The following is a 24,449-nucleotide window of genomic DNA, read 5'->3' on the forward strand; positions in this document are numbered from 1 at the left end:
ATCAAAGTCATAAATTAGTTTCAGCTAGACTTCTTTCATTTTATAAACATTCTTCTAATCACTCCATGAAAAAAGAATGCTGAAAGAAGTCTATTTTTTTGCTTTTAACTTAATTCAATTTGATATTGCTGTTCAAGTTGCTGAACTGCGGCTGAAAAATCAAGTTCAGATGCTTGTCGTTTTGGCGTTAAACTCATTTGGTGATCGACCAATCGCAGTAATTGTAAATCTAAATTTTCTTGTGCCAGTAAATCAACAGCTATTCCAATATCCTTTTGAAGTAAATCGAGTGCAAAGGTTTTTGGAAAACTTCGATTCAATACTTTTTGCGCCATAATATTTAAAGACATCGCACTTTGCCCACTTGAATGATTAATACAATTCAGTGCGGAATTTAGATTCACCCCTTTCGCTTTTAATAGGGTCAAACCTTCTGCCAATGCCCATAAATGTGTTGCCATTAAAGTATTATTTACTGCTTTTACAGCAAAACCCGAACCACTTTCTCCCACATATTCAATTAAATGTGAAAAAGCCTGAATAATAGATTTCGCTTTTTCAAAAGCAGCTTGGTTGCCTCCAATCATCACGGTAAGTGTGCCATTTTCTGCACCTATCGTTTGTCCAGAAACAGGAGCATCTAAATAATCCACACCGACTGTTTTTAAAAATGCCGATAAAGATCGTGCAACATCAGGCACACCACTTGTGCAATCAATCCAAATACTTCCAGATTTAGGTGTATATTGTCGAATTAATTGTTCAACATCAGCACTTGTCGGTAAACAGCTAAAAATATAATCTGCCTGTACAGCTTGTTCTATAGAAACAGATATCGTTCCAAATAATTGAGCATGATCTTTTGCTTTTTGCTGCGTTCTATTCCATACCCAAACTGAATGACCGAGTTTTGGCAAATGGGATGCCATATGCCATCCCATCGCCCCTAACCCTATAAATGCAATATTAAGTCCCAAAAGAATCTCCTAACTATGTGCAATTTTCGTTTCAGAACTCTCAACTGCCGTTGTCATATCAGCAGTTTTCTCTTCCCCACGACTTAAAAATAAGTTAAGTAAAATAGCAGCCAATGTTGCTGTACCAATTCCACCTAAATCGAATGAACCAATATGTAAACTGTAATTACCAGTTCCCATAATTAAACAAACTGCACCAATAATTAATGTACTATTTTTAGTGAAATCAACTTTGTTATCGACCCAAATTTTAGCTCCAGCAACTGTAATTAATCCGAATACAACAATTGATGCACCACCCAATAATGCAACGGGAATCGTACTAATCACTGCACCAAATTTTGGTGATAAACCCAATAAAATTGCAAAGACACCAGCAAATACAAAGACAGTTGTTGAATACACTTTAGTAACAGCCATAACCCCAATATTTTCTGCATAAGTTGTCATGCCTGTACCACCTACCGAAGCGGAAAGCGTAGTACATACACCATCAGCTAAAAAACCGCGCCCCATATAAGGTGACAAATTTTTGCCTGTCATTGCAGATACAGCTTTGAAATGCCCTAAATTTTCTGCAACTAAAATAATCGCAACTGGTGCAATTAACATAATGGCATTTAAATCAAATGTAGGTGAATGAAATGTAGGCAAACCAAACCATGTAGCTTCACCAACTTTAGTAAAATCTATAGGTGTACCAAATCCCATGACATTGGCAATAATAAAATACAATGCATAAGATGAAACCAAGCCTAATAACAACAATAAACGGCGTACCATTCCACGAGTAAATACTGCAATTACACTAATACAAATAATCGTCAGTAATGCCATCCAACTATCAAAATTATTTGCTGAGACACTCTTAATTGCTACAGGCGCAAGATTTAAACCAATAATCATGACAATCACACCTGTCACAATTGGAGGCATTAATTTTTCAATCCATGCTGTGCCTGTTTTTATGACTAATAAACCAATAAGTGCATAAACAATACCGCAAACAATTGTTCCACCTAAAGCTAAGGCGATATTGGGATTAGCACCAACGCCTGTATATCCTGTAACAGCAACAACAGCACCAATAAATGCAAAACTTGATCCTAAATAGCTTGGTAATCGTCCCCCTGTGATGAGGAAGAATAAAATTGTGCCTATTCCAGTAATAAAAATAGTTAAATTTGGATCGAACCCCATCAATAACGGTGCCAAAACAGTTGCACCAAACATTGCAAAAGCATGTTGCAAACCTAAAACGAGACTTTTCCCAGCAGGCAAATATTCATCAATTTGCACAGGTGTTGTATCTAAATTACCTGTATAAGGCTTAAATTTCGGAAACCACGGTTCTTTTGTTTGCATGGGAATCCCCTAGTCATATTTTCATTAATTCATTTCTGTTGGCTCGCAATACGCTCGATTAAAATACATCAGCGCATTCATTCCTTGGCTTTGTTTCATTGCTTTAACTTCGCAAAATAAAACATCATGACTTCCTATAGACATGCTCTGTACAACCTCACAATCAAAACTCACCAAAGCATCTTCTAAAACAGGTGCTTGAGTCACTAATGTTGTCCATTGCCCTTGTTGAAATCTTTCATCCATTGGTGTTTTTCCACCAAATAAATTTGAAAGATGCTGATGTTTAGAAGCCAATGTATTTACGCAAAGTACCTGATTGGTTTTAAAAGTCTCAAACACTGAAGCAGAACGATTTAAGCAAACCAATAATGTTGGAGGTGTGTCTGTCACACTACATACAGCTGATGCAGTAAAACCTGCTTGACCCGCTTCTCCATGCGTCGTAATCACATTTACAGCCGCACCTAAATTTGACATTCCTTGACGGAAAACTTGCTGATCAATTGCCAAATGTGTAAGTGAAGCCAATTCATCTAAATTATTTAATTGCAGTTTTTCAGCATCAATATTTGATAGTTTTGCATTCATGACATCCCCCATCCCTAGAATAATTCTTCTCCTTCTAGGGTGATTTTTCACTGATTAATTGTTCATTTATTTAACTAAACATGTGCAATAGATGCGATTTCAACTAGAGCATCAGGTTTTACTAAGCCTGTTTGCACGCAATAACGTGCAGGTTTATCGCCTGGGAAATATTCGGCATACACAACATTAATTGCTGCATAATCTGCCCAATCTTTGACAAAAATATGATTAAAAGTAATGTCATCCATTGTGCCACCTGCTGTTTCAATCACTTTTTTGATAGTCTCTAAAATATGTCGAGTTTGAGCAGCTGCATCGCCAACATGAACGACATTATTATTTTCATCAAAAGCTAAAGTACCTGAGACATAAACAATGTTGTCTGCTTTTGTTGCAGGGACATATGGTGCTAATGGTTTACCTGTTCCTGCTGGAATAATAATTTCTTTTGGCATTTGAATTTCCCCTTAATTTTCAAAATTTTCTTTATGCTGATTTATCTAATTTCTGTTCAGATGTACTAAATGTCTCAACAAAATTTTGAGTATCTGACACCCAGCCAAAGAATGTTTTAATGTTATAAATACTGGCTTCATGGGCTTCGACTGGACCTGCTTGATAACAAGCATCTGCCAATGCCACACCAAAATATTCTAGGAAAAAGCCATCTCTTAGCGTCGACTCCACGCAAACATTTGTTGCAATACCGACAAAAACAAGATTACGAATTCCCCTACAGCGCAGCATGCTGTCTAAAGCTGTATTAAAAAATCCGCTATAACGTGGTTTTTCAATCACTAAATCTTGTGCAGTTGGTTGTAATTCATCAATGAGTTCAAAATCCCAGCCTCCTTTTGCTAAAAGTGTGCCTTGTAACTCAGGATTCTTACGCATTGTTTTTAATGCATTTGATTTATGGAAGTTTGGAGAATCAATCCCACCTGCTTCTTTGTATTGCTGATCCCAACCATTTTTAAAATAAATTACTTGAATACCAGCTTCATGAGCGGCATCTACAGCTTTTTTAATGTTTTCAACAACAGGTTTGGTTTTTGAAACATCAAATCCAGCCAAATCCAAATATCCACCTTGCGAGGTATAAGCATTCTGCATATCAATAACAATTAATGCAGTTTGCTCTGGTGCAAGTTGAATATGTTCAGGTTCTGCCTTTAATTCTTTGCTAAATGCACTTGCTTGAGTAAAGGTGCTACAAACGACTGATTGGCTCATGCTGATTTCTCCCAAACTGGTGCTTCAACCACATCATCAATCACAACATGCTGACGACATTTCATAAGTGGTTGAATTTTTTGCCCAAAGTCTTCTACGCCTAAAATAAAATCATCAAAGGTTAATAAAATTCCTTCCGTCCCTTCAATTTCGCCAATTTCATCCAACATTTTTGCAACATTGGCATATGAACCCACCAACGTTCCCATGTTAATATTCACAGGAGATACACTTGAAGCCATTTGACGAATATTGGTATCTGCACCAGATTTGGTATCTTTTCCACCTTGATTCATTAACCAATTAATTGCTTCAATATCGGCACCATCATTGTAGTTTTGCCATTTCGCCATTGCTTCTTCATCTGTTTCAGCAGCAATCACCATAAATAGAACATAAGTTTGAACATCTCGACCTGTTTTATCTGTTTGTTCTTTTAAACGATCATTAATCTCTGCATAAGCTGTTGGTGTATTTAAACCTTTGCCAAAAACAAAATTATAATCTGCATATTTCGCTGAAAATTCCAAACCTGTTTCTGACTGACCAGCACAAATAATTTTCATATCTGCTTGTGGTTGTGGGCTCACTCGGCAATCATTCATTTGGAAATGTTCGCCTTTAAAATCAGACTTACCTGTTGCCCAAAGTTCACGTAAAATTTGTACATATTCAGATAAGTATTCATAACGTTTGCCAAAATACTCATCTCCAGGCCACATCCCCATTTGGGTATATTCAGGAGCTTGCCAACCTGTCACTACATTTAAGCCAAAACGACCATTAGAAATAGAATCAATCGTAGATGCCATACGTGCAACAATCGCAGGTGGCATAACCAATGTTGCTGCTGTCGCATAAATTTTAATTTTACTAGTTACCGCAGCTAGACCCGCCATTAAGGTAAATGTTTCTAGGTTATGATCCCAAAATTCAGTTTTTCCACCAAAGCCACGCAACTTAATCATAGATAAAGCAAAGTCAAAACCATAATGTTCTGCACGTTGCACAATTTGTTTATTCATCTCAAAACTTGGTTTGTATTGAGGCGCATTTTCAGACAATAACCAACCATTATTACCAATTGGACAGAACACACCAATTTTCATATCAACCACCTCTTTTTTAACTTTTATTCAAAAAATTTATTTAAGAAATATTTAATCTTTCATACAAGTTGTTTAGCAATTGATATGCCAACTTTATTTATTTAAATATTTTCAAATACTTATATGTTTTTAATTTTACTATTTAGTAAAAACCATATTTTTTTCATTGCTCATTTTTAGTTATTCTTGTTTTAAATAAGTGCACGTTTTGAACCAAAATCTTACCAAAAGGTAAAAAATCATATAAAAAAAACCATAAGATAAACTTATGGTTAATTCAGGTTTAAAATCACTTTACTTTAATGGATGAGAAAATTAATTACCGCTTGATTCATCATTTCAGGCTCAGTCACAGTAGAGGCATGCCCACCATTTTCTAAGATGGAATAAGTACCATGCCCAAGTGTTTGATATAAATCCAAGGTTTTTTGATACGGCACTAAAAAATCATCTTGATTGGCAATAAGATGAACTTTGACATCTTTTAAAGCCTCTATATGTTTTTGTTCAATTTTAAATTTTTTTAATGCATTTAATCGTGCAAATACGTTATGTTTGGGTGGAAAATCTAATCCTTGTTTTTGTTCAGCTAGTTCAATCTGTTTAATATTTTTAGAAATCCATGCAGGTGGATATAAAAATAATGCTTGGGCTTGAATATAAGCCTCTGCCCCTACATACTCTAATAAAGCAGTTCTAGCAGAAAAACATTTTTCAGTATGAGGATCTAAATTATCCCATGCATTGATACTGGTTAAACTTAATAATTTAGTCTTATTTTTGAGCACTTCATCTTCATGAATTAATGTGGCAAGTTCGGCTCCAATATGTCCACCTAAAGCATGCCCAACAAAATGAAATTTTTCGATATTTTCTTGATCTAATATATTTAAAACTTGTTTTGCCATATTGGTCATACTGTATTGATCTATTAAATACTCAGCACTTGCATGACATCCTTCTTGGTCATAAGTCAAAATATGAAAATATTGACTAAATGTCTCTATTTGAGGATTCCAAAAATTTGCATGCCCTCCTAAACCAGAAGACATCACCATAAACTCTTTTGCTGCTCTATTTTTTGATGGATGAATATAATAATTCATTTTATACCCTTCGATAAAATTTCATATTTTCACTGCAATCTTTGTGCCCAATTATTTCAATCTATAATTTTTTATGAGCTCTATCATGTATTTAAATCGTTGTAAATATATTAAATATTAATAATAATTGTTATCATTTACATTATTAATTATTCGTTTCCTATTGGACCATTAAATGAATAGCCCAATCCATGCCCTAGATCCTTCAAAAATTAATTCATCTACACGAATAAAATGTAAATCCCAAACGACACCTCTCTCTTATCGACTCATGATTAGCTATCGCTTTGCATTGGCATTAATCGGAGGATATGTACTTGCAAGCTTATCAGCGATTGTGACTGCTCAATATTTTGCAGATTACAGAGGAAGTGCTGCGATGAGTGCCACGCTTATTGCTTTCGTACTTTGGGCAAGTGCATTTATTTGGGTATTTATGGTCAATAAAACACTTAAAGCAAGTTTAGGAATTTTCATTCCTGTATGTGTGCTTTTTATTTGTTATAAAATTTTGGGAAATTAATATGCGTGTAGATGCAAAACAGGAAGGTCCTCGCCAGTCAATGTCTTGGCTACATACATGGGCAAGTTTAATTCTAGGATGGTTACTCTACGCAATTTTTGTCACAGGAACGCTTAGTTTTTTCCAAAATGAAATAACTGTTTGGATGAAACCAGAACTCCATCAATCTGTCCCACATTCTTCACAAGTGGCTCAGACACAAGTGGCATTGAAATATTTACAGGAAAATCACCCAAATGCAGGTAGTTGGAATATTCAACTTCCTAATTCGCGTCAAAATACAACTCTCATTACTGTTCGTGATCAAGGTGAAGATCCTCGTGCAAGACGAGGAGGAAACCGTATCACTATAGATAGTGCAACAGGTGAGGTACTTGAAGCTCGTGAAACACGTGGTGGTAGTTTCCTATATCGTTTCCATTTCGATTTATATGGTATGCCTAGAATGTGGGCTCGCTGGATTGTCGGAATTGCAACATTACTCATGCTGGTTGCAATTATTAGTGGTGTTATTACCCATAAGAAAATTTTTAAAGATTTTTTCACCTTCCGTCCAGGAAAAGGTCAACGTTCATGGTTAGATGCACATAATGCAACAGCGGTATTTGCACTTCCCTTCCATATTATGATTACTTTAAGTGGATTATTACTTTTACTCTTTACTATCATGCCTTGGGGAATTGAAAAAATTTATGATAATCGAGGCGCATTTTTACAAGAACAAAATCGTGCACTCGTACAAACAAATAATGAAAAAGAAAAAAGTAATGCAAACCGTGAAAATCGCTCTGAACGTAATTCAGAATCTTCTGAAAATACCCCTCGTAATGATCGTGGTGATAATACAGAAAGAATGTCTGCACGTAATGGAAATGCTGAAGTACCAAATGAACGTCGACGTAAACATCAAAGTGTTGAAGCTCAACCTGCACCACTCGCTCATTTAGAACCAATCATTACAGAAACTCAGCAAGAGTGGAAAACTAATCCAATCAGTAGCATTAGTATTGTTTCACCGAATACGAATCAAGCCCAAATTGAATTACGCGCTTTAAATGGTGAAAGCGTCGTATTTCGTAATATTTATGCCAGTCTTCAATTTAATGGCGTTACAGGTAAAAACACGACAGATGAAAGTGCACAGCTAAAAAATCCTTCGGTTGCTATGGGCATCTATAATGTTATTACGACATTACATGAAGCACGTGGTGTACAGCTTGCTTTACGCTGGTTACTATTTTTATCTGGTATTGTCGGTACATTAATGATTGCTACAGGTCTTGTTTTATGGTGTGTAAAACGTGCACATCAACAGCAAAAACAAGGCTATAAATCATTTGGTTATCGTTTAGTTGAAGTTTTAAATATTGCTGCAATTATTGGACTACCTATTGCCTGTGCTGGTTATTTTTATGCAAACCGTTTAATTCCTGCACAAATGGAAGCACGTGCTGATTTAGAAATTCGTAGTTTCTTTATCATATGGCTCATCACTTTCATTTATTCAATGTTTAGAACATCTCGTCAAGCATGGTTAGAGCTTCTTGCTTTTGCCTCACTCATGTTTGCATTGTTACCAATTTTGAATTTTGTTACTGGTGGTCAAGCTTTATGGAACAGTATTGCTTATGGTCAATGGGTAATTGCTAGCTTTGATTTAGCCATGTGGACATTAGCAATATTATTTATTTTTACGTTCTATAAAGTTAAAAATCACAAAGGATTAGCCATGAAAAAAGCAAAAAATCCTGCATCAAACAAGGAGTCTGAAGCATGATTTTTTTCTTACTCGCATGGTCAATTGCAACACTTGGATTTATTGCTTTAGCAAGTTCAATGTCAAAACACCAAAAACAAATTTTTGATCGCGAACTGAGTGCAGGACAAAGTCAAATTGCGACTTTACTTGGCTGGTTTTTGTTAATCATTTCACTCATTATTAGCTTAATTCCCTATACGTTAAGCAATGGAATCAGCTATTGGGTTGGTGTACTCACATTTTCAGCATTATTTGTGGGTTTAAACTTAAGCTACTACGCTCATAAAATGAAATATATAACGATCATTATTATTGCCATTGCCTTAATAAGCGCAATTATTTGCTTATTATAGTGCATGCTTTGCATTATCAAGCCAATCTTCAGATTGGCTTTTTTTATTGTTTCACTTAATCTATAGCAAATTTAAAATGGTTCTTTTTATGCCAAATCGTATTTCTCCTCCTACTGAACTGATGAACCTTGCTATTGCTGGTAATGCTAAAGCACAATTTGAGCTTGCTGAACTGTATATGCAAAGTGAACATGAAGATGATAATTTTTTAGCAGAAGAATGGGCTTTAAAATCTGCCGAAAATGGTCATCTTGAAGCAATGTACTGGCTTGGTGAAGGTTATACAGTCTATGCCAAAGAAATCGCTGAAGAAGATGCTGAAGAAGCAAAAACTCACTTTGAATTGGCTTATTATTGGTTAACTCAAGCAAGCCAACTCAAACATGCTGCTGCAACTTTAGAGCTCGCAGGGTTTTATCGTCGTGGTGATGTAATTGAGAAAAATGTAGAAAAATCTATTCAATTGATTACTCAAGCCGCTGAATTAGGTGATATCCAAGCAATGCGTGATTTAGCATGTATTTATGAACACGGCTTAGGTGTTGAAGTAGACGAAGAAAAAGCTGATTTTTGGAATGCTAAAGCAGAGCAATAAAACAGATTTAGAGTACTAAAGTAAGCCACTTTATATGTGGCTTACTTTTAAAAATATCTTTTATGACATATCGTAATTTAATACGCCAATCTATAAAAACCAGTATTAATTAATTTTTGCAATCATTTGGTCAACTAAACAATTTTCATTTTGTTTCACTACAATTTGAATAACTCCTGAACGATGTGCCAATACAGGAACCTCCATTTTCATTACTTCCATAATTGCAATCGCATCACCTTCTTTCACTTCTTCCTGATTATTGACCGTCCAATGTGTAATCACTCCATTCATCGGTGCTAATAAATCTTCAGGATGAAAATCAGTTTCAGAAATTGCTTCGGTTGAAGAAGTCATTTGCTGGTTTTGAGCAAACATTCCTGCTGGCAAACCTAAACGATGAAGTTTTCCATCAATTTCAATATAACTGAGTACCATTGGTGCTTGATGATTTGGAATACTTCGCTGTTTCGGCTTTAATTCTTGTTTAAAATCATTTTCAATCCACCGTGTATGAACCTTAAATTCATCAATAAAATCTGGCTCAGTTAAAATAGCACGATGAAAATCAAGTACAGATGCAACACCTTCAATTTTAAATTGTGTTAAAGCACGCCTAGCACGCGCAATAGCAATCTCACGCGTCGGACCAGTCACAATCAGTTTTGCCATTAATGAATCGAAATGACTTGAAACCAAAGAACCAGTTCGCACACCTGTATCTATACGTACTCCATTTCCAGTGGGTGCTTCAAATAAACTTAATGTACCGAAGGCAGGAATAAAACCTCGACTTGGATCTTCTGCATTAATACGAAACTCTATGGCATGTCCTTCTGCTTTTGGTGTTTCCTGAACAGATAACGGATAACCTAATGCAATTCGAATTTGCTCAACGACTAAATCAAGTTTGGTCGTTTCTTCAGTAATCGGATGTTCAACTTGTAATCGTGTATTTACTTCTAAAAAAGAAAGCTTGCCATCTTTACTTAATAAGTATTCAACAGTTCCCGCACCCACATAATTTGCAGCTGAACAAATATTTTTTGCTGACGTTAAAATTTCTTGATAGATATGTTCAGCAATAAATGGTGCTGGAGATTCTTCAACTAATTTTTGATTACGGCGCTGTAAAGAACAGTCCCGAGTTCCTAAAACCACAACATGACCATCTTGATCTGCAATGACTTGCGCTTCAACATGACGTGGTTGATCTAAATACTGTTCAACAAAACATTCTCCTCGACCAAAAGCAGCGAGTGCTTCACGTACAGCAGAATCATATAGTTCTCGAACTTCTTCTAATTTCCAAACAACTTTTAAACCACGACCACCACCACCAAATGCAGCTTTAATGGCAATAGGTAAACCATATTGTTCAGCAAACTTTATCGCTTCATCTGCATTTTTAAGAGGTTCTTGTGTCCCTTGTACTAAAGGTGCTCCTACAGATGCAGCTATTTTTCGTGCTGCAATTTTATCACCTAAACATTCTATTGCACTTGGTGATGGTCCTACCCATTTTAAACCTGCATCAATCACAGCTTGTGCAAACTCAGCACGTTCTGATAAAAAACCATATCCAGGATGAATCATTGTTGCTTTAGATTTTTTCGCAATTTCAATAATTGCTGGAATATTTAAATAAGTTTCAGGTGCAGTAACACCTGCTAAGCTCCAAGCTTCATCAGCAAGTTCAACATGCATACTTCCAATATCATCATCAGCATAAATTGCAACCGATGAAATTCCCATATCACGACATGCATTAATAATTCGAACCGCAATTTCGCCACGATTGGCAATTAATAATTTTTCATTATTCATTATGATTTACTCTCAATATCTATTAATTCAGCAATTTTTCTAAATTGAATACGACAACCTGCGGGAATTTGTGCCACAAGATCCCAATGATGCTTTGCAACTGAAGCCAATACTGGATATCCCCCTGTTAAGGGATGATCATTCATAAATAAAACAGGCTGACCACTCGGTGGAATTTGCAATGCACCAGTGCATGTCCCTTCACTTTCAAGTTCTTGCGTGATTTTTCGTTGTAATGGCACATCTCCAGATAACCGTAAACCAACTCGATTACTTTCATTGGTAACTAACCATGTTTGATCAAAAAATTGCTCAATACTTTTCTCATCAAACCAATCAGTTCTTGGTCCCATCACTAAATCTAGTTCAACAACATCACCCACTTTGGGTAAATCATTTTTTGCTTCTGCATGAGGGTAAATCGGTAATGTATTCATCTTTGCTTGATAAAGAACATCTCCAACTTTCAAAGGTTCAGAACCTAAAATCGCCAAACTATCAAAAGAATAACTATTTAAAATTGGTTGAAGGCAAAAGCCACCTCGAACTGTTAAATAATTACGAAGACCAGCTGTTGGTGTTTGAATATGAAATTCATCTCCAGCATCGAGTGCAATAGGCTGATAACTTTCAAAAATAGCCTGCTGACCTGTTGAATATTTCACTTTAATTTGCGACTTTGCACCTGTCACAGCAATTACTGCTGAATCTTGCATTTGCACTTTTAAACCACCGTTTAATATTTCAATGACAGCAGTTTCTATCGGATTTCCCACAATACGATTCACCATATGCATTGCCGATAAATCCATTGCACCTGCACGACCTACACCAACTTGCGTTTGATGAAAACGCCCTTCATCTTGAATTAGCATTTGTAAGCCTGAACCTAAAATTTTAAATACAGGATGATTTGATTTTAATTGCTTTGTTTCAGTTGAAATAATTTCAGTTGAACCAATCTGTTTCGGTATGCTCACAGATATCGGTCGATGACTCACATCTTCAAAGTGAACTTTCATTCCTGGTAATAAAAGTGCAGGATTTTTTCGATCTAAATCCCACATTTTTTCTAATGTTGTACCAATTAATTGCCATCCACCGGGACTATCTTTTGGATAAATTCCTGAGTATTTTCCTGCTAGCCCAAGTGAACCTGCGGGTATTTTTTTACGTGGCACTTTTAAACGAGGAATATCCGTAAAGGGATGATCAGAACTTGTTAAATAAGCAAATCCCGGAGCAAAACCAATGAATGCAACATTCCAAATACTTTGCTGATGTTTTTTAATCACCTCAGCAACTAACATACCTTGTAATTCAGCAACTTGTGATAAATCTTCACCATCATAAATAATAGGAATAATGACTTCTTCAGCTTGTCGATCAATACTGCTCCCTATTTCAAGCTTTTCAATACAAGAAATGAGCTTCTGTAACGTCGTTTCAAATTCATTGAAAAAAACTAAAATTGTTTTTGCAGCAGGAATTAATTCTTTAATTCCATTTAATTTTACCTGCTGTAATTTGCTATATAACGCCAACGTTTCTTCTAAACTTGCCAATTCAATTAAGAAACTGTCGACATTTACTGATAAAAATCGCATTTGCCTAATCCTTAGCTATATTGAATTAATTCATCCATGCACGGTCTGGAATATCTGTAATAAACATATGACCAGGCGCATGACTAATCGCAAAAGGAATTTTTGAGTTCATGACCGCTGCTTGTGGTGTCACACCACATGCCCAAAATACGGGAATTTCACCATCTTCAATACGAGAAGCTTCACCAAAATCAGGCTGATGAATATTTTGAATACCTAAACTTTCTGGATGTCCAATATGTACAGGTGCACCATGTACACTTGGCATACGAGATGTAATTTTGACTGCTTCAGCAATTTGATGAGATGGAATTGGTCGCATTGAAACCACCATATTTCCAGAAATTCGCCCAGCAGACTCACAACTAATATTGCTTAAATACATTGGAACATTGGTATTATCTTGAATATGTCGAACTTCAATACCCGCTTCTTGCAAAGCCGTTTCAAAAGAGAAACTACATCCAATTAAAAATGTCACTAAATCTGGATGTGCATTATAAATATCTTGTGCATCGGTAATTTCATCAACAAGTTCTCCATCTTTCCAAATTCTGTAACGAGGAAAATCGGTACGAATATCTGAATCCTGTGCCAATTTTGTTGAATAAACACCTTCTTCCAAAACATCCAATACAGGGCAACTTTGTGGATTACGATGTGCATATAATAAAAAATCATATGCCCATTCTTTTGGCACAGAAATCATATTCACTTGAGTCATTCCCGCAGCCATTCCTGCTGTTGGTCGATCAAAACCTGCTCTGATTTTATGCCTTGCTTCCAATGCTGCTTTAAGCTGTTGAATATCTGCTTTAATGTTTGTCATGGTACAAATTCCTTATGCACAAAAAGATCGAATGAGAATATTATTTTTCAATAGTTCTGCCTTTATGGCAGCCGACATCTGTAAAGCACCGTCAGTGTCGCCATGTAAACAAATCGTGTCTGCTTGAATTGGTGTAAACTTCCCATCAATTGATTCAACACCACCTTGCTGCAACATAGACACCACACGCTTTGCGACAAACGTAGCATCATGTAAAACAGCACCCTCTAAACGGCGTGAAACCAAAGAACCATCACTGTTGTAAGCACGGTCAGCAAAAGCTTCTGAAACCACTTTCAAACCTGAAGAACGTGCTTGCTCAACTAAATTTGATCCTGCTAATGCAACTAAAACCAATTGATCATCATAAATTTTAATTGCATCAATCACTGCTTTTGCTTGCGCTGAATCTTTCGCAATCGTGTTATATAAAGCTCCGTGTGGCTTTACATATTTAACTTTTGAGCCTGAAGATTTTGCTAAACCATCAAGTGCTGAAATTTGGTACAACACATCTGCCATAAGTTCATCATAGGATAAATCCATATTTCGACGACCAAAACCAACCAAATCTGGATATGCCACATGAGCACCAATCGTGACACCTAGTTTCACAGCTTGTTTTACGGTATTTAAAATACCAAGCGGATCTCCTGCATGAAAACCACATGCAATATTGGCACTACTTACAACAGGTAAAATTTGTGCATCATTACCCATTTTCCATGAGCCAAAACTTTCACCCAAATCACTATTTAAGTCTACAAACATGCTACAAGCTCCTTATGATTTAAAGTTTAGTCAGATAATTAAACACTGTTGTAAATGACATATAGCCCATCCACCATGTCAACAGACACGTTAAGATACCTAAAACAAGTAACCATTTAGGATAGTTATAATTACCCATCATATCTTTACGACAAGCAGCAACATAAACAAAAATAGATAAGCCAATTGGTAAAACCAAACCATTAAAGCCACCAACGAAAATCAGTAATCCTGCTGGTGTTGCACCCAATACAACATAAAGCAATAGTGCTAAAGCAATGAATGTGATGGTTGTATAATTGGTTTGTTTTGGTGATAAATTCTTTTTGAATGCAGTTGCAAAAGAAACCGAAGTATATGCAGCTCCAATTGTGCTACTGATCCCTGCAGCCCAGAAAATTAAACCGAAAAGTTTAAAACCAAAAGTTCCCGCTGCATATTGAAAAGCTTGTGCTGCTGGATTGGCAGTTTGACCTGAAAGATCAATTGCTGCACCACTAACAACCACACCTAAGAATGCTAAAAACAGCACATAACGCATGATCCCAACAACAACAATTCCTTTAGTTGCAGCCTTAGCAACTTCTTCGATATTCTCAGGTCCAACCGCACCTTTATCTAAAAGTCGATGTGCGCCTGCATAACAAATGTAGCCACCAACAGTTCCACCAACAATGGTCGTAATAATGGCAAAATCAATTTGGTCAGGTAAAAAGGTTTGTTCTACGGCCTGTCCAACAGGTGGCATGACAATAAAAGCAACAATAATAATTAAGCTAATTTTTAATAGCCCAAAAACAATCATGCTCTTATCCATAGCAAGTGTTGCTTTACGTGATGCAAAAATAAAAATGGCTAATGCACCACTCAGCACTCCACCTATTTTGACATCTAAACCGAATAAAGCATTTAGACCAAGCGCTGCACCTGCAATGTTTCCGACACTAAAGAAAAAACCGCCTAAAATCACTAAAAATGCCAGTAAATAGCCACTACCCGGCAATGCTTTATTGGCAATATCTGGAGCACGCATCTGTGTTAAAGTCACAACACGCCATATATTTTGTTGCACTACATAATCAATTAAAATAGAAATTAAAATAGCAAAGCCAAATGCAGCACCCAACTTCACAGTGAACACGGCAGTTTGAGTTAAAAATCCAGGTCCCATTGCAGATGTTGCCATCATAAAAATAGAGGCAACAATCGCCCATTGACGATCGGATAAAAGAGTAGATTTTAATAAAGACATATAATGCGTTCCTCATCCAATTGAGCTTAATTAACGCTTTTACAATAAAGATCAAAAAACTTTATTCTCAAAAATAAAATTTTTGTCCGATCCTTTTTTAAGATTGATATTTTTCACGATGAAAATGAGATTTTATTTTCAACAATAAAACATTATACAAAACAAACTTGCGGCTCAACTCACTATTAAACCATTCAAAAAAAACTAACCTTATGATTTTTATTATTATTTTTATTTGTTTAAATTTCATATAATTCAAACTTATCACTACCTATAAGCTAAAACTATGAGACTCTCTGTATAAAAAACCGTGTATATCGATATATTATTTATTGTCGCTGATTTAATTTATTCATTTCATTTCTAGAAATAAATATTGCCAATTCCGATAATTTTTCTTTTAAAGCTGTATTACTTCCTTGTGTATAAATGGCTGTAAAATTTAAAGGTTTCAATTGCACAGGAGTATTTAAAACCTCTAAACGGCCATCTAGAATTTCTTGAATTGCCGTTAACTTTGGAACTAAAGCAATACCTACACCTTGCTCAGCTAAACGCAATAAAACTTCCAATGAATAGCTCGTAATTGAAAGAGGTTCATCAATATTTTTTTCTTTCATTTGTGCTTTTAATTCTTTATATGGATAAGTCAGTCGAGGATAAGTCAAAATAGTATTCGACATTAAATTTTTAAATGATATTTGTCCAATACTGCCTGGAAATGTAGGTGCTGCTAAAAAGCATAATTCAAACTCACCTAGCGCATGTTCAACACACTCAAATTGAATCGTAGGGCCTAACAAAAATGCCATATCTAAATCGCCATTTTGTACACCTTCTTGTAACGATGGAGTCAAACTGACAACAATTTCCACAGAAATATAAGGAAATTTTTTTTGCACTTGCTCTATATATTCAGTCAACCATGTATAAACAATTGTTTCTGAAACACCTAAGCGAATTGTTCCTGTTAAATTTTGATTATCAGATAGCTCCAAAACAAGATCCGTTTCTAAACGTATAAATTTTTCTGCATATTTAAATAATGTCATTCCTTTTGATGTGGGTTTTATTGTACGGGAACTTCGATCTAAAATAGTAAAACCTAAATCCTCTTCTAAAGATGTTATCTTTTGAGAAATAGCAGGCTGCGTCATTTGAAGCTTATGTGCTGCCTTATTAAATCCATTTAAAGTAACCACCCAATAAAATGCTTCAAGATTTTTTAAATTCACGCTAAAACCTTTAATTAAAAGATAATTTCTAAAATAAAAATTATTTACTCAAATCTATAAATATTTCTCATAAATAACGGCGAAACATTCCATATATTTTAAACATGAGAACATTTCATATATCGCATTTTATGAAATGTTCTCTTAAAAGTGTTATTTTTCCACCAAACTTTCACCAATAATTTTAAGGAGATTAGTTGTTTGTCCAATAATTGCAGTACGATAACTTTCAAATATTGCAGTCGTGATTGCATTATCATCTTGTTTTACATTTGGTACGCCATCAAAGTTATTCATTACAGGTACATGAATATGACCTGCTGGAATTTTAAGTCTCATTACATCACGTAATAAGGTGTTACGGTAAGCAGATTCATTTGATAAATAATCTCCACCACTTCCATTACGAGAACACCATTCAGGTACTGGATCTTTAATTAAGGACATATTAGGCATTTTATTTACTACTTCATGTCCTCCTTCCCCCTGCGTTTCAGGTTTAGAACAATCTGGAAAATATTCATAATAAGTATTCCAAGTAACATCAAATCCTTCTAAACCTTCACCCGTCACCAACATAGGACGAAGTATTCCTAATTGAGAATGATCTTCTAACATTTTTTTATGTGGAAATGAGGCTATTGTAAATTGTGGTGGAGAATCCTTTTTCCATTCTGATGCTGTATCCGATCCAAACCATCTTTCGGGTACAACAATATTACAACCTGAACCTTTCAAGCTGATCAAATCTACACCATCTCCAACGTTTTTCCCTATTGCTAAAGTATCTTTAGGTAAACTAGAAAGACAATATGCCATTCCATCATTACCTGCTACAGAACCATGAAATCTTGCATTATATTGTTCTAAATTAAAAATAGAATTACCTCCCTGACTCAAAGTAATTGATGCATCTACACGTTTCGGTCCCGCTTTAAACCAAGGACCCAATGTATCTTCCTGCATTCCTTTTGTAAAAGGATCATAATTTACAGGCAAAATATAAGATTCAATATGTAAAATAGAACCATCTGAAAGTATAAATTCCTTACCATCTAATGCTAAAGCTACCGCAGCAGAAGGATTACCATTACGTAAGCCCGTATTTGGTTCACCTGGTTGCCCCAAGCTAAATACATCAAAACCACTAATAATCATTCGACGATAAAGCCGACCATCTGCATTTTTTCCTTCAGGTAAATCAATACTATTTTGACCACGTGATGCTTTTTCAAATATCCACTGTAATTCTTCTTTTTCTGCAGCTGTAAGTATAAATTTTGGATTCCATTGCCTTAAGGCTTTGGTCATTTGAACACGTACCCAATACAATATTCGGTCATCACTCGCAGGTAAACTTGCATTCCCCTTTATAACACTTCGACCTTGTGCACGATCTACCGCGGTAGACCAAAGTTCTTGACCTGATTTACTCACTAATTTCTTCGCTTGTTCAAAATTAGAGACTTCTGTTAAGCCATTGGTATTACATAAATTTTGTTTGAAATTTGAAATAAGTTGATTAAAACCACCCGCATTGATCATACGCGTTGCCAGTGGTGTTTTATCATTACCCACTACATTTTCACCAGAAAAAGGCAATGGTGTTTCAAGGCGACGCTCTTCATAACTCAACTGAACGGAAGTATTCCAACCACATGATATTTTGGCTGAATTTTTTTCTATACCATTGTTTTGCTTATCACCACATGCCATGAAAAATGTTGAAGATAAAATTGCAGCTATTGTTTGATATCTTTTATTCATTTTATTGTTACTCCTTCTTAGATATATCGTTCATTCCCTTTAAGAACGAATATCTCCATCTACGATGGAACCGTCATAAAAAATAAATATTAAAATTCAATCTTTATTACTTCTATCTAAAATTTTCATCTCCCTTATTCTTATCCTCTTAATTTCCTTATTATTTATTTCATTTTGAATACATATAAATATTTAGAGTCTTTTAAAATTTAAAATAGACGAGATATATATCTCATACTATTCAAATTTAGTTATATGGTTGTATGATAAATTTATTTTTTTGACAAATTGGGCATAATTATTGCTAATCGCAATATTTATTAAAAAATTTACTTTACTATTTTGTATAATTTATTAATAAATAATTACTATTTTTTATGACTCACATCTTCAAATAATGATAAAAAAATAAGCCAATGATCGAATCAATGGCTTATTTAATAAATATTTTAGATTTGGCTTTTTAATTCTTTAATGCTGAACGCATTTGAAACTCAACATCATCAATAATAATCGCTTGTCTGCAAATTCCTTCTGCCTTACGCTGATTTTCAAATAACAAAGCAGGCATAGGATCAAAAGAATCAAAGAAACAAATTTCATTGTCATCTACGGAATACACTAAAGATTGGTTTCCAACTTCATCTAAAGTGTCGTAATACACAATGACAAATTTACCTTGTTCTGTTGCTTGCTTAATTTGTTGATAACTTAATGCAGGTTGTACAGGTATTTTTAATTGTTTAGCTTGTTCATACATATCACGTTCTTTTTCTTCAATGTACAGATCTTCATCTGTATAAAAAGAAACTTTAAAGCCAAATTTTTGCAACGCTATTGCTAAGGCAATCGTATAAGTGCCTTCTTCATAATCATATTTTGTGGCTTGAATTAAAGCATTTACATCAACATCTACACCATGATGTTGAAATAACATCCAAATGGCATATAGCCCGCAATTAGCTTCTAAATTAACTAAAGATTCAGGGAAATTTAGTGCCATTATTCCAATCCAATTTAATAACTGTATTGATGATAATGGCTACTTGATTAAACTCAAGGATTATTCCAATAACGTGCAATCATTTTAATTAAAATAATGTATTCATCATGCAAAACTTAGAATACTTTAAGCACATTTCCAATAACCATATGCTTAAATAATTCCACCATTTACACGTAAAACTTGTGCATTTATCCAGTTACTTTGTTCATTTACTGCAAAATCAATTACATTTGCAATATCTTCAACTGTACCTAAACGCTCTAAGGGAGAAGCCATACTTAATTTTTGAATTAACTCCTCGCTTTTTCCTTCTAAAAAAAGTTTAGTTGCTGTTGGTCCAGGTGCTATCGCATTTACAGTAATATTTTTACCTCTTAATTCTTTCGCTAAAATAATCGTCAAAGATTCAATTGCTGCTTTTGATGCAGTATACACACCATAATTTTCAGGATTTAATGCAACAACACTGCTTGATAAATTAATAATTTTTCCACCATGCTCAAGACGTTTTGCTGCTTCTCTCATGGTATAAAGTGAACCTTTAATATTAATATCTATCAATTGATCAATATCTTGATTACTTAACTGTTCTATTTTGCTCATACGTAAAATCCCAGCATTGTTAATCAGTACATCTGCTTTTCCATAAGTACTTATGGCATGATCAAATAATTTAATAACTTCTTCTGCCTGACTAATATCTGCTTTATAAAGTGTTGCAAGACCACCAAACTCAAGAATATCTTCTAAAACTTTTAATGCAGCTTGATCATTATTTGAATAATTAATAACAAGCTGATGACCTTGTCTTGCCAATAATTTTGCAGTAAATGCACCTATTCCACTTGAAGCGCCAGTAATAATAATTACTTTCTTTAAATCAATTGTTTTTATCGTTTGCATTGTGTTTTATCTCTTAATATTTGTTCTTGGAAGGTTTATATAATAATGTTCAAAAATAAAAAGATAATGAGCTAAAAACCGACATCATTGTTCATTTTTTTAGAACAAAGGAAAAATAAAATGGATAAATTAAAAGCAATGTCTATTTTTCTGCATGTTGTTGAACAAAACAGTTTCACACAAGCGGCCAAAATATTAAACATGCCTCGCTCTACTATGACAGAAGCTATTAAAAATTTAGAAAATCAATTAAATACAAAACTATTACTACGAACAACTCGTCAAATAAAAACCACAAATGAAGGAGAAATCTATTATCAACATTGCAAATTTATTTTAGATTATATTAACCAATCCGATCATCATTTCCTTCATGCCAAACCTAAGGGCACATTAAGAATTGAAGTACATGGTGGTTTTGCCGCTACGTTTATTTTGCCTTATTTAAATCAGTTTTTCGCACAATATCCTGAAATACATATTCTTCTTACCGAAAGTGATCGTTATGCCAATATAATCAATGAAAATATTGATTGTGTTATTCGTATTGGGCATCTAAATAATAGTGATTTAATTGTGCGAAATTTAGGTTACATAGAACAAATAACGCTTGCGAGCCCACAATATTTAGAACAATTTGGTATTCCTAAACATCCAAATGATTTAAAACATCATTTTATGGTTGGATTTTATTTAAGTGCACAACAGAAGCCTCTTCCTCTTGAATTTATTATTCAAAATAAACTTCATGTTTTTAATTTACCATTTTTACTTCAAGTAAATGGTTCAACTACATATTCATCCGCAGCAAAACAAGGTTTTGGTATCATCCAAGCACCATATTATTCTCATCGTTTAGATCTAGAACAATTACAGCTCAATCAAATTTTACAAGATTATCCCGTTCCTCCTTTAGCTATTTCCTTACTTTATCCATCTAAAAAACTCATTTCTCCAAGACAAAAAGTATTTATAGATTGGATTGTGGAACTTTTTAAAAAAGAAGATCATTTTAATCATTCAATAAAAAATCTTCATTTAATTAGATAGTAATCAATTTCAGATTGGAACTAAACCATTTTCCAAGTACAATACTTCGCTAGTCGAGGGATGTTGCGACTTTTTTACAGACAGGCACATAAATGTCATAACACGTAAATTAGCCAGGCTCGACGATCGGTTAATCTTTTCACAGACTGACCAACAACGGCATCCGCGAACTGAATGATCAATTTTTGCTTTTATTAAGGAGATCGTGATGAACGCGGTTAATGCTTCATTTACAGATTACAAAGTAGCCGACATCAATTTAGCTGACTACGGTCGTAAAGAAATTAAACTTGCTGAAGCAGAAATGCCAGCTTTAATGGGTTTACGTAAACGTTATTCAGCTGCAAAGCCACTTGCTGGCGCCAAAATTCTTGGCTGTATCCACATGACGATTCAAACTGCTGTTTTAATTGAAACATTAGTTGAATTAGGCGCAGAAGTTCGTTGGACTTCTTGTAACATCTTCTCTACTCAAGATCACGCTGCCGCTGCAATTGCTGCTTCTGGTGTTCCTGTATTTGCTTGGAAAGGCGAAACAGAAGAAGAATACATGTGGTGTTTAGAACAACAAATCAATGTAAATGGTACGCCTTGGGATGCCAACATGATTTTGGACGATGGTGGTGACTTAACTGCTCTTGTTCACGAAAAATATCCAAATGTTTTAGCTAAAATTCACGGTATTACTGAAGAAACAACAACAGGTGTTCAACGTCTTTTAGAAATGTGGAAAGACGGTTCACTTAAAGTTCCTGCAATCAACGTAAACGATTCAGTAACTAAATCTAAAAATGACAACAAATATGGTTGCCGCCACTCACTAAATGATGCAATCAAACGTGCGACAGATATGCTTTTATCTGGTCGTCGTGCACTTGTAATTGGTTATGGTGATGTTGGTAAAGGTTCTGCTCAATCTCTTCGTCAAGAAGGTATGATTGTTCGCGTATCTGAAATCGATCCAATTTGTGCTATGCAAGCATGCATGGATGGTTACGAAGTTGTATCTCCATACAAAAATGGCGTTCAAACAGGTAAAAAAGAAGATGTTAACGCTGACCTTCTTTTAAATACTGACTTAATCGTAACTACAACTGGTAACTACCACGTTTGTGACTCAGCAATGCTTGATACATTAAAAGCAGGCGCTGTTGTTTGTAACATCGGTCACTTCGATACTGAAATCGACACTAACTACCTTCGTGGTTACAAATGGGTTGAAGTTAAGCCACAAGTTCACCAAGTTTATCGTTCAGAGGACGAAAATAACTACTTAATCCTTCTTTCTGAAGGTCGTTTAGTTAACCTTGGTAATGCAACAGGTCACCCATCACGCGTAATGGATGGTTCATTTGCCAACCAAGTATTGGGTCAAATGCACTTATTCGCTGAAAAATTTGCTGATCTTCCAGAAGATCAAAAACAAGCGGCTATTCGTGTAGAACTACTTCCTAAGAAATTAGATGAAGAAGTTGCTGCTGCAATGGTTGCAGGTTTCGGTGGTGTATTAACAACTTTAACTCAAGAACAAGCTGACTACTTAGGTGTTCAAGTTGAAGGTCCATTTAAATCTGATGCTTATAAATACTAAGTTTTAGTTTTACTCTCATCCTAACCTTCTCCTTAGGCTATATATTGTGCAAGAGCAGAAACTTAATACTTAGATTAAGTTTCCTCTCCTCTTAGTAGAGGGTTAGTGAGAGATCAAATCATATAAGTATTTATAAAAAGGATTTTTATATGTCTAAACAGATTCCAATTTCCTTTGAGTTTTTCCCAACAAAAACAGATGTAGGGGCTGAAAAACTTAAAGTTGTTCATCAAGAATTACAATTACTTAATCCTGAATTCTTTTCGATTACCTACGGTGCTGGTGGCTCAACACGTGAACGCACTTTAGCAGCAATCAATGAGTTTAATGGCAAAGGAATACCTGTTGCCCCTCACCTTTCTTGTATTGGTGATGATAAAGTTCGTATTGCTGAATTATTAGATATCTATAAAGCTCAAGGTATAAACCGAATTGTCGCTTTACGTGGTGATTTACCATCTGGTCAAGTTGGTCTAGGTGAACTCCCATATGCTCAAGATTTAGTTCGCTTTATTCGTGAACATTCAGGTGATCATTTCCATATTGAAGTAGCAGCTTATCCTGAAATGCATCCGCAAGCAGATAGTTTTGATCTTGATATCAAACGTTTTTGTGAAAAAGCAAATGCAGGAGCAAATGCAGCTTTAACCCAATTCTTTTTTAATCCAGATGCCTATTTCTATTTTATAGAGCGCATTCAAAAAGAAGGTGTCAATATTCCTGTTGCCCCAGGTATTATGCCAATTACCAATGCAAGTAATTTAATTCGCTTTGCAGATGGTACAGGTGCAGAAATTCCTCGTTGGATTCGCAAACAATTGGCTGCATATGGTGATGATACTGCAAGTATCAAAGCTTTTGGTCATGAAGTCATTGTTAAGCTTTGCGAACGCCTGCTTGCAGGTGGTGCACCAAGCTTGCACTTCTACACAATGAATACTACTGATCCAACCCGTAAACTTGTGCTTGACCTTGGTTTAGCATAATTTTTTGCCTATTT

General features: G+C 35.0%; 22 protein-coding genes and 1 pseudogene. 7 read left to right on the plus strand and 16 right to left on the minus strand.

Annotated elements, in window-relative coordinates:
• Window positions 1–104 precede the first annotated feature (104 nt).
• The 7 genes from AOY20_RS13200 to rutD all read right to left on the minus strand — a co-directional run bounded on the left by AOY20_RS13200 (window position 105) and on the right by rutD (window position 6,381).
• Window positions 105–941 (minus strand): NAD(P)-dependent oxidoreductase, encoded by an 837-nt coding sequence (locus AOY20_RS13200; protein WP_054582618.1) that lies wholly within the window; start codon window positions 939–941, stop codon window positions 105–107.
• A gap of 45 nt (window positions 942–986) precedes the next feature.
• The gene (gene rutG, locus AOY20_RS13205) at window positions 987–2,342 is read right to left on the minus strand and encodes a pyrimidine utilization transport protein G (protein WP_054582298.1); all 1,356 of its coding nucleotides are present in this window, start codon (window positions 2,340–2,342) and stop codon (window positions 987–989) included.
• Window positions 2,343–2,366: 24 nt separating this feature from the next.
• Window positions 2,367–2,933, minus strand: a complete 567-nt coding sequence (rutF, locus tag AOY20_RS13210; protein ID WP_054582299.1) for an NADH-dependent FMN reductase RutF — start codon at window positions 2,931–2,933, stop codon at window positions 2,367–2,369.
• A gap of 74 nt (window positions 2,934–3,007) precedes the next feature.
• Window positions 3,008–3,388: a pyrimidine utilization protein C gene (rutC, locus tag AOY20_RS13215; RefSeq protein ID WP_054582300.1), complete on the minus strand. Its 381-nt coding sequence runs from the start codon at window positions 3,386–3,388 to the stop codon at window positions 3,008–3,010.
• A gap of 31 nt (window positions 3,389–3,419) precedes the next feature.
• Entirely contained in the window at window positions 3,420–4,166 is a 747-nt protein-coding gene (gene rutB, locus AOY20_RS13220; protein WP_054582301.1) for a pyrimidine utilization protein B, read from the minus strand.
• On the minus strand, window positions 4,163–5,275 hold the full coding sequence (gene rutA / locus AOY20_RS13225) for a pyrimidine utilization protein A (RefSeq protein ID WP_054582302.1): 1,113 nt from the start codon (window positions 5,273–5,275) through the stop codon (window positions 4,163–4,165). Before rutA ends, rutB begins: the two co-directional genes overlap by 4 nt.
• Window positions 5,276–5,574: 299 nt before the next feature.
• A complete protein-coding gene (rutD, locus tag AOY20_RS13230; protein WP_054582303.1) occupies window positions 5,575–6,381 on the minus strand; it encodes a pyrimidine utilization protein D in 807 nt (268 codons plus the stop codon).
• 175 nt (window positions 6,382–6,556) lie between these two features.
• Between rutD and AOY20_RS13235 the strand changes: the two genes are divergently transcribed.
• From AOY20_RS13235 to AOY20_RS13250, 4 genes are all read left to right on the plus strand, one after another.
• On the plus strand, window positions 6,557–6,904 hold the full coding sequence (locus AOY20_RS13235) for a hypothetical protein (protein WP_054582304.1): 348 nt from the start codon (window positions 6,557–6,559) through the stop codon (window positions 6,902–6,904).
• Window position 6,905: 1 nt separating this feature from the next.
• A complete protein-coding gene (locus AOY20_RS13240; protein WP_054582305.1) occupies window positions 6,906–8,681 on the plus strand; it encodes a PepSY-associated TM helix domain-containing protein in 1,776 nt (591 codons plus the stop codon).
• Window positions 8,678–9,016, plus strand: a complete 339-nt coding sequence (locus AOY20_RS13245) for a DUF3325 domain-containing protein (protein WP_054582306.1) — start codon at window positions 8,678–8,680, stop codon at window positions 9,014–9,016. Before AOY20_RS13240 ends, AOY20_RS13245 begins: the two co-directional genes overlap by 4 nt.
• An 88-nt stretch (window positions 9,017–9,104) precedes the next feature.
• Window positions 9,105–9,611, plus strand: a complete 507-nt coding sequence (locus AOY20_RS13250; protein ID WP_054582307.1) for a tetratricopeptide repeat protein — start codon at window positions 9,105–9,107, stop codon at window positions 9,609–9,611.
• 105 nt (window positions 9,612–9,716) lie between these two features.
• On the opposite strand, the gene AOY20_RS13255 is transcribed toward AOY20_RS13250, so the two are convergent.
• From AOY20_RS13255 to AOY20_RS13295, 9 genes and pseudogenes are all read right to left on the minus strand, one after another.
• A complete protein-coding gene (locus tag AOY20_RS13255) occupies window positions 9,717–11,438 on the minus strand; it encodes an acetyl/propionyl/methylcrotonyl-CoA carboxylase subunit alpha (RefSeq protein ID WP_054582308.1) in 1,722 nt (573 codons plus the stop codon).
• Window positions 11,438–13,045 (minus strand): 5-oxoprolinase subunit B/C family protein, encoded by a 1,608-nt coding sequence (locus AOY20_RS13260; RefSeq protein ID WP_054582309.1) that lies wholly within the window; start codon window positions 13,043–13,045, stop codon window positions 11,438–11,440. The genes AOY20_RS13255 and AOY20_RS13260 overlap by 1 nt, the downstream gene beginning before the upstream one ends.
• Before the next feature lie 25 nt (window positions 13,046–13,070).
• Complete coding sequence (locus tag AOY20_RS13265; protein ID WP_054582310.1) at window positions 13,071–13,874, minus strand: putative hydro-lyase; 804 nt, start codon at window positions 13,872–13,874, stop codon at window positions 13,071–13,073.
• A 12-nt stretch (window positions 13,875–13,886) separates the two neighbouring features.
• Window positions 13,887–14,645, minus strand: a complete 759-nt coding sequence (locus AOY20_RS13270) for a LamB/YcsF family protein (protein ID WP_054582311.1) — start codon at window positions 14,643–14,645, stop codon at window positions 13,887–13,889.
• Window positions 14,646–14,664: 19 nt separating this feature from the next.
• A pseudogene (locus tag AOY20_RS13275) lies at window positions 14,665–15,917 on the minus strand (NRAMP family divalent metal transporter).
• Window positions 15,918–16,226: 309 nt separating this feature from the next.
• The gene (locus tag AOY20_RS13280; protein WP_054582313.1) at window positions 16,227–17,132 is read right to left on the minus strand and encodes a LysR family transcriptional regulator; all 906 of its coding nucleotides are present in this window, start codon (window positions 17,130–17,132) and stop codon (window positions 16,227–16,229) included.
• A 153-nt stretch (window positions 17,133–17,285) separates the two neighbouring features.
• Window positions 17,286–18,899, minus strand: a complete 1,614-nt coding sequence (locus AOY20_RS13285; RefSeq protein WP_227510341.1) for a hypothetical protein — start codon at window positions 18,897–18,899, stop codon at window positions 17,286–17,288.
• A gap of 463 nt (window positions 18,900–19,362) precedes the next feature.
• Window positions 19,363–19,902: a cysteine peptidase family C39 domain-containing protein gene (locus tag AOY20_RS13290; protein WP_054582314.1), complete on the minus strand. Its 540-nt coding sequence runs from the start codon at window positions 19,900–19,902 to the stop codon at window positions 19,363–19,365.
• Window positions 19,903–20,055: 153 nt separating this feature from the next.
• A complete protein-coding gene (locus AOY20_RS13295; RefSeq protein ID WP_054582315.1) occupies window positions 20,056–20,808 on the minus strand; it encodes an SDR family oxidoreductase in 753 nt (250 codons plus the stop codon).
• Window positions 20,809–20,928: 120 nt separating this feature from the next.
• Here AOY20_RS13295 and AOY20_RS13300 point away from each other — a divergent pair, with 120 nt between their 5' ends.
• The 3 genes from AOY20_RS13300 to metF all read left to right on the plus strand — a co-directional run bounded on the left by AOY20_RS13300 (window position 20,929) and on the right by metF (window position 24,435).
• Window positions 20,929–21,858, plus strand: a complete 930-nt coding sequence (locus AOY20_RS13300) for a LysR family transcriptional regulator (protein ID WP_054582316.1) — start codon at window positions 20,929–20,931, stop codon at window positions 21,856–21,858.
• A gap of 208 nt (window positions 21,859–22,066) precedes the next feature.
• On the plus strand, window positions 22,067–23,449 hold the full coding sequence (ahcY, locus tag AOY20_RS13305) for an adenosylhomocysteinase (RefSeq protein ID WP_054582317.1): 1,383 nt from the start codon (window positions 22,067–22,069) through the stop codon (window positions 23,447–23,449).
• A gap of 149 nt (window positions 23,450–23,598) precedes the next feature.
• On the plus strand, window positions 23,599–24,435 hold the full coding sequence (metF, locus tag AOY20_RS13310; RefSeq protein WP_054582318.1) for a methylenetetrahydrofolate reductase [NAD(P)H]: 837 nt from the start codon (window positions 23,599–23,601) through the stop codon (window positions 24,433–24,435).
• The last annotated feature ends 14 nt before the right edge of the window (window positions 24,436–24,449 follow it).

The sequence above is a fragment of the Acinetobacter equi genome (assembly GCF_001307195.1).
Classification (GTDB): Bacteria; Pseudomonadota; Gammaproteobacteria; order Pseudomonadales; family Moraxellaceae; genus Acinetobacter; species Acinetobacter equi.